This window comes from Dietzia sp. DQ11-71 (assembly GCF_014144995.1).
Lineage (GTDB): Bacteria > Actinomycetota > Actinomycetes > Mycobacteriales > Mycobacteriaceae > Dietzia > Dietzia kunjamensis.
The window spans coordinates 1-5,236 of the sequence record NZ_JAALDT010000212.1; the positions used below are offsets into that span (position 1 = coordinate 1).

General features: G+C 70.0%; 5 protein-coding genes. 1 reads left to right on the top strand and 4 read right to left on the bottom strand.

The window, feature by feature from the left end; translation table 11 throughout:
- From G6023_RS08355 to G6023_RS08370, 4 genes are all read right to left on the bottom strand, one after another.
- Window positions 1–135 (bottom strand): SDR family NAD(P)-dependent oxidoreductase (locus G6023_RS08355; RefSeq protein WP_182634966.1); only part of this gene is annotated, 135 nt, incomplete at its 3' end.
- Window positions 136–197: 62 nt separating this feature from the next.
- Entirely contained in the window at window positions 198–1,271 is a 1,074-nt protein-coding gene (locus G6023_RS08360; protein WP_120283754.1) for a phosphotransferase family protein, read from the bottom strand.
- 67 nt (window positions 1,272–1,338) lie between these two features.
- Window positions 1,339–2,721, bottom strand: coding sequence for an MFS transporter (locus tag G6023_RS08365; protein WP_182634960.1), 1,383 nt, complete (start codon window positions 2,719–2,721; stop codon window positions 1,339–1,341).
- A 1-nt stretch (window position 2,722) separates the two neighbouring features.
- Window positions 2,723–4,411 (bottom strand): class I adenylate-forming enzyme family protein, encoded by a 1,689-nt coding sequence (locus G6023_RS08370; RefSeq protein WP_182634962.1) that lies wholly within the window; start codon window positions 4,409–4,411, stop codon window positions 2,723–2,725.
- 118 nt (window positions 4,412–4,529) lie between these two features.
- Between G6023_RS08370 and G6023_RS08375 the strand changes: the two genes are divergently transcribed.
- Window positions 4,530–5,195 carry a TetR/AcrR family transcriptional regulator gene (locus G6023_RS08375; RefSeq protein WP_182634964.1) on the top strand — a complete coding sequence of 222 codons (666 nt, stop codon included), beginning with the start codon at window positions 4,530–4,532 and terminating at the stop codon, window positions 5,193–5,195.
- Window positions 5,196–5,236: the final 41 nt, after the last annotated feature.

Sequence of the window (5,236 nt, forward strand, 5' to 3'; positions counted from 1 at the left end):
GCGGCGTCGGGCGGCCAGCACGACCGTGGCGCCTGCCGAGGACAGGGCCCGCGCGAAGCCGGCTCCGAGCCCCGACGACGAGCCCGTGATCACCACGACGCGGCCGTCCAGCCGGAAGCGGTCGAGCACGGGCAGCGCGGCCTGCGGACCCGTCCGGGGATCGACCGGGGTGGGCGCTGCGGATGAGGAGTCGGCCATCAGTTGGTCACCTTCCTGGAGTCGAGGATCGAGTGGCCGTGGTCGACCAGCTCGCGGATCTGCGGGCCGATGTCACCGAAGTCCTGACCGGCCATGTCACCGGCCTCGGAGCGCGTCGCCACGCCCTGGGCGATCGCCGCGAACTTGAACGTGGCGAACGCCAGGTACCACGGCATGTGGGACGGATCGGTGCCGGTGGCCGCGCAGTACCGGTCGAGCAACCGCTGCGGTCCGGGCCAGCCCGGCTCGGTGGTGATGCTGGGGATGAGCGGCACGGTCGGCCCGTTCGGGTCGCCCCAGTACAGAACCGTCTGCGCGAGGTCGGCGACCGGATCACCGAGGGTGGACAGCTCCCAGTCGAGGATCGCCTTGATGCGCCCCGGGTCGTCGGGGTCGACGACGTAGTTGTCCAGGCGGTAGTCACCGTGGATGATCCGCGACGACGGCGAGGTGGGCATGCTCTCGCCGAGACGCGCGGCCAGCTCGGGCAGACGGTCCGCCCGGACGGAGGCACTGGATTTCTCCGACTGGCCCAGCCAGCGTCGCAGCTGCCGCTCCAGATAGCCGTCCGGGCGACCGAGATCCCCCAGGCCCACCGCGTTCTGGTCCACGGCGTGGAGCGCGACCATCGCGTCGATCTGGGCGTCCGCCATGGCCGCCTTGTCGTCGTCGGACTCGGCGAAGCCCGCCGGCAGCGCGTCACGGATGACGTGGCCGACCACTTTCTCCATCACGTAGTACGGCACCCCCAGGTCCTCACCGGTGGTCTCGTTGAGCACCACCTTCGCGACCGGCACGTCCGTGTCCGCCAACCCGAGCTGGATCCGCGCCTCGCGGCCCATGTCGTGCGCGCTGGGCAGGAGCTCGCCCGTCGGCGGCCGCCGCAGGATCAACTCCCCCGCGTCGGAGCGGAGCGTGAACGTGAGGTTGGACTTGCCGCCGGCGATGAGGTCGGCGTCGAAGTCCGCCCAGTCCTGGTCACCGGTGGCCTCGGCGATCTTCGGCCCCACGACGTCGGGGCGGAGCAACTGGTCGACGGACAGTCCCGTGGACTCGGACGATGAAGGGGTCATGGCGTGGATCCTCGCGGTTGATGGGCGACCGGGCGGGCGGTTCGGGTGGATCAGTTATGGCCGACGCTCAGTTGTGGCCGACACGGTGCAGGTCGTGACCCCGGGTCTCCTTCATGAAGGCGGTCGCGACCATCGTCGCCACGCACAGGGCGATGATGTAGGCGCTGATCATCCAGTACAGGTCCCACTGGATGAACTGGGCGTTGAGGTACGGCGCACTGCCGCCGAAGACCGCCACCGACAGGGAGTACGCGAACCCGATGCCCGCGGTACGCATCTTGGTGGGGAACGCCTCGGACATGAACGAGGACAGGATCGAGCCGGCGGCCGCGACCAGGGTCATGGCGACGAGCGAGGCGAGGAACAGCGTCCACGGGCGGTCGTCGATCATCCCCATGAGCATCGGCGTGGTGATGATCGTGCCGATGGCGAAGATGAATATGACCGGGCGACGGCCGATGTGGTCCGAGAGCAGACCCCACAGCGGGAGGGTGCACAGGGCGATGAGCTGGCTGCCGAAGATCGCCCAGAACGCGGCCTCCGAGTCCATGTCACGCTGCGTGATGGCGAACGTCGAGGCGTACGAGCTCCAGGTGTAGTGCGCGACGGTGATGCCGGAGACCATGGCCACGACCAGCGCGATGGCGCCGGCGAGCTTGCGTCGCGAGAACGTGGCGACCGGCGAGGTCGGGTCGGCGGCGGCGGCCGCGGCGGCCTTGTCGAAGACGTCGGACTCCTCCATGCCGGACCGCAGGTACAGCACGAACAGGGCGAACACGGCGCCGAGCAGGAACGGCACGCGCCAGCCCCACTCGCCGACGGCGGACTCGGAGAGCACGGCGGTGATGCCGCCGCCGATGCCGTAGGCGATCACGGTGCCGCCCATGATGGCGACGAACACGAGGCTGCCCCACATGCCGCGACGGTGCGGCGGTGCGATCTCGGCGACGTAGCTGTAGGCGGTGGCCGACTCGCCACCGTGGGCGAAACCCTGGATCATGCGGCACAGGAGCAGCAGCGCCGAGGCGAAGATCCCGAGCGTCTCGTAGCTCGGGAGCAGGCCGATGAGCAGGCTGGCGCCGGCCATCATGAGCATGGTGGTGATGAGGACGAACTTGCGTCCGCGTACGTCCGCGATCCGGCCGAAAACGATCCCGCCCAGCGGGCGCATGAGGAACCCGACCGCGAAGACGGCGAACGTGGCCAGCAGCGCCGAGACCGGGTTCTCGTTGTTGAACATCACCGCGGCGATGTACGGGGCGAAGACCGCATAGGCGGTCCACTCGTACCACTCGAACAGCTGCCCGGTGGTACTGGCGGCCAACGAGCGGACGCTGCCGCGGCTCGCCTTGTCGGACGGGTGGGGGGCTGCGGTGTCGGCAGTGGCGGCGGTGGCGGCGGTGGCGCCGGCCCGCCCGCGGTCGTCCGGGTTGATGGTGGCCTCGGCCATGTCAGTTCCCTTCGGTGGGAGTGGAGGAGTGGGAGGGGGTGTGTTCGTCGCGGAGTTCGCGACGGCGGATCTTTCCGGTCTGGGTCTTGGGGAGCTCGCCGACGACGTGGACCTCGCCCGGCCGCTTGTAGGCGGCGAGCCGCTCCGAGGCGAACGCGATCAGCTCGTCCTCGGTCGCCGTCCGCCCGGCCTTGAGCGAGACGAACGCGACGACCTTCTCGCCGCGGTACTCGTCCGGCAGTCCCACGACGGCGGCCTCGAACACCGCGTCGTGCTCGTACAGGGCGTCCTCGACCTCCCGCGGCCAGACCTTGTAACCGGAGGCGTTGATCTGGTCCTTGAGGCGGTCCACGAGGTACACCCAGCCGTCGACGTCCATGACGGCGACATCGCCGGTGTGCAGCCGGCCGCCGGGCATGGTCGAGGCCGTGGCGGCCTCGTTGCGCCAGTAGCCGGACACGATCTGCGGTCCCGACAGGACGAGCTCGCCCTGTTCGCCCGGGGCGACCGGCTGGTCGTCGACGCCGACGACCTCGGCACCGATCCCCGGCAGCGGCACTCCGATGGACAGGGTGCCGCTGGTCTCGTCGACCGGCGCCCGCAGCCCGGGCGGCACGGCGATGACACCCGAGGTCGTCTCGGTCATGCCGTATCCGTTGTGGATGTAGTGGCCGAACCGCTCCGCGAAGCGCTCGACCGTCGAGGGCGGGATGGGCGCGCCCCCGCTGTACAGGGTCTTGACCGACGCGAAGTGCTCCGGTCCCGCCTCGTCCAGGCGCATGAGCGCGTTGTACGCGGTGATGGAACCGATGGTGAAGGTCACCCCGTGTTCGCGGAACGCGTCCAGCATGACACCGGGCCGGAAACGTCCGGCGAAGACGAGGGTGGAGTCGGTGACCAGCGCGAGCGTGGCGTTGATGACGGCGCCGGTGATGTGGAACAGCGGGGCGATCGCCAGCACCACGTCGCCCGGCACGAGACCGACGAAGTCGGCGAAGCTGCGCGCGACCGCGATGACGTTGCCATGCGAGTTCATCGCCCCCTTGGGCGGCCCGGTGGTTCCCGAGGTGTAGGTGAGAAGCGCGAGGTCGTCGGGGGCGACCTCCGCCGGCTCCGGGGTGCGTCCCTCGAACTCGCGGATCAGGGAGATCAGGTCGCCGTCCGGCGAGGGCTCGACCTGCTGGTCGTCGCCGAACGCGCGGGGGTCGTTCCGGGTCTGCAGGTCGCGCTCGCTCGTACTGACGACCCATGCGACGTTCGTACCGCTCACGGCGTCGCGGATCGCCGTGGCGTCCCGGTCGGTGGCGATGATCCCCACGGCACCGGAGTCCTCCACTGGCAGCCTGAGTTCCCGGCCGAAGTACATCGGGTTGAGCACCACGGCGGCGGCGCCGATCTTCCACAGCGCCAGCATCGCCAGCGCGTACTGCGGGATGTTCTGCAGGTGGATGCCGACGCGGTCACCCGGCGCCACCCCCCGGACCTGCAGTGCGGTGGCGAGCGCATCCGCCATCGCGTCGACCTCGCGGGCCGACAGCGTGGTGTCGAAGTAGGCGACGGCCGCCCTGTCCGGCGAGGAGTCGACACGCTCACGCCAGGCGTCCACGAGCGTCGACCGCCGCGTCACGAGGCTCTCGTCGAGGCCCGGTGGGTACAACGTGCGCCACGGCCGTGGGTCTTCCTGGCTCATCCTCGGTCCTCTCGTTCACGATCCTTGTGCGATCCACCGACCGATCGATCGCTCGGTGTGCCATAGTGTTACCCACACCACAACCGGTGTCAAGCGAAGGGTGGCTAGTGTTGTGACGATGAGTGAGGAGACCGCGACGTTGGAGACCGCGACGTTGGAGGCCGCGTCGTTGGAGGCCGCGACGTTGGCGCAGTGGCGCGAGTTCGGCACCGACGAACTCTCCCCTCCGCTCCGCGCGGCCCTGCAAGTCTTCGCCCGGCACGGTTATCACGGTGCCTCGATCCGGTCGATCGCCGAGGCCGCCGGACTGTCCGTGCCGGGCCTCTACCATCACTACCGATCGAAGCAGGCCATCCTCGCAGCGGTCGTCGACCAGGCCATGGCGGAGATGCTCACGCACACTCAGGCCGCGGCCGACGACGCCGGCGACCGCACCGTCACCAGGTTCGAGAACATCGTGGAGTGCCTCGCCCGCTTCCACATGGCACGGCGCGACCACGCGTTCGTGGCGTCCACCGAGATGCGCAGCATGGACCCGGACGTGCGCGCACGCCACATCGCGCAGCGCGATGCGCAGCAGAAGATGCTCGAGGACGCCATCCGCGCCGGTGTCGACTCCGGGGAGTTCTCCTGCGCCCACCCCGAGGACGCGGCCCGCGCCATCGCCTCACTGTGTGTGTCGATCGCGTCCTGGTACCGGCCCGACGGGCCGCTGTCGGCCGACGACGTCGTCGCCCGCCACCTCGAGTTCGCCCGCGGGATGGTCGGCGCGGCACGCGGCTGAGGTCGACCGCGCCGCACGCGGCTGAGATCGACCGCGCCGCG

Bases quoted from the DNA above. Each gene is read 5' to 3' on its own strand.
- G6023_RS08360 (WP_120283754.1), bottom strand. From the start codon at position 1,271: ATGACCCCTTCATCGTCCGAGTCCACGGGACTGTCCGTCGACCAGTTG.
- G6023_RS08365 (WP_182634960.1), bottom strand. From the start codon at position 2,721: ATGGCCGAGGCCACCATCAACCCGGACGACCGCGGGCGGGCCGGCGCC.
- G6023_RS08370 (WP_182634962.1), bottom strand. From the start codon at position 4,411: ATGAGCCAGGAAGACCCACGGCCGTGGCGCACGTTGTACCCACCGGGC.
- G6023_RS08375 (WP_182634964.1), top strand. From the start codon at position 4,530: ATGAGTGAGGAGACCGCGACGTTGGAGACCGCGACGTTGGAGGCCGCG.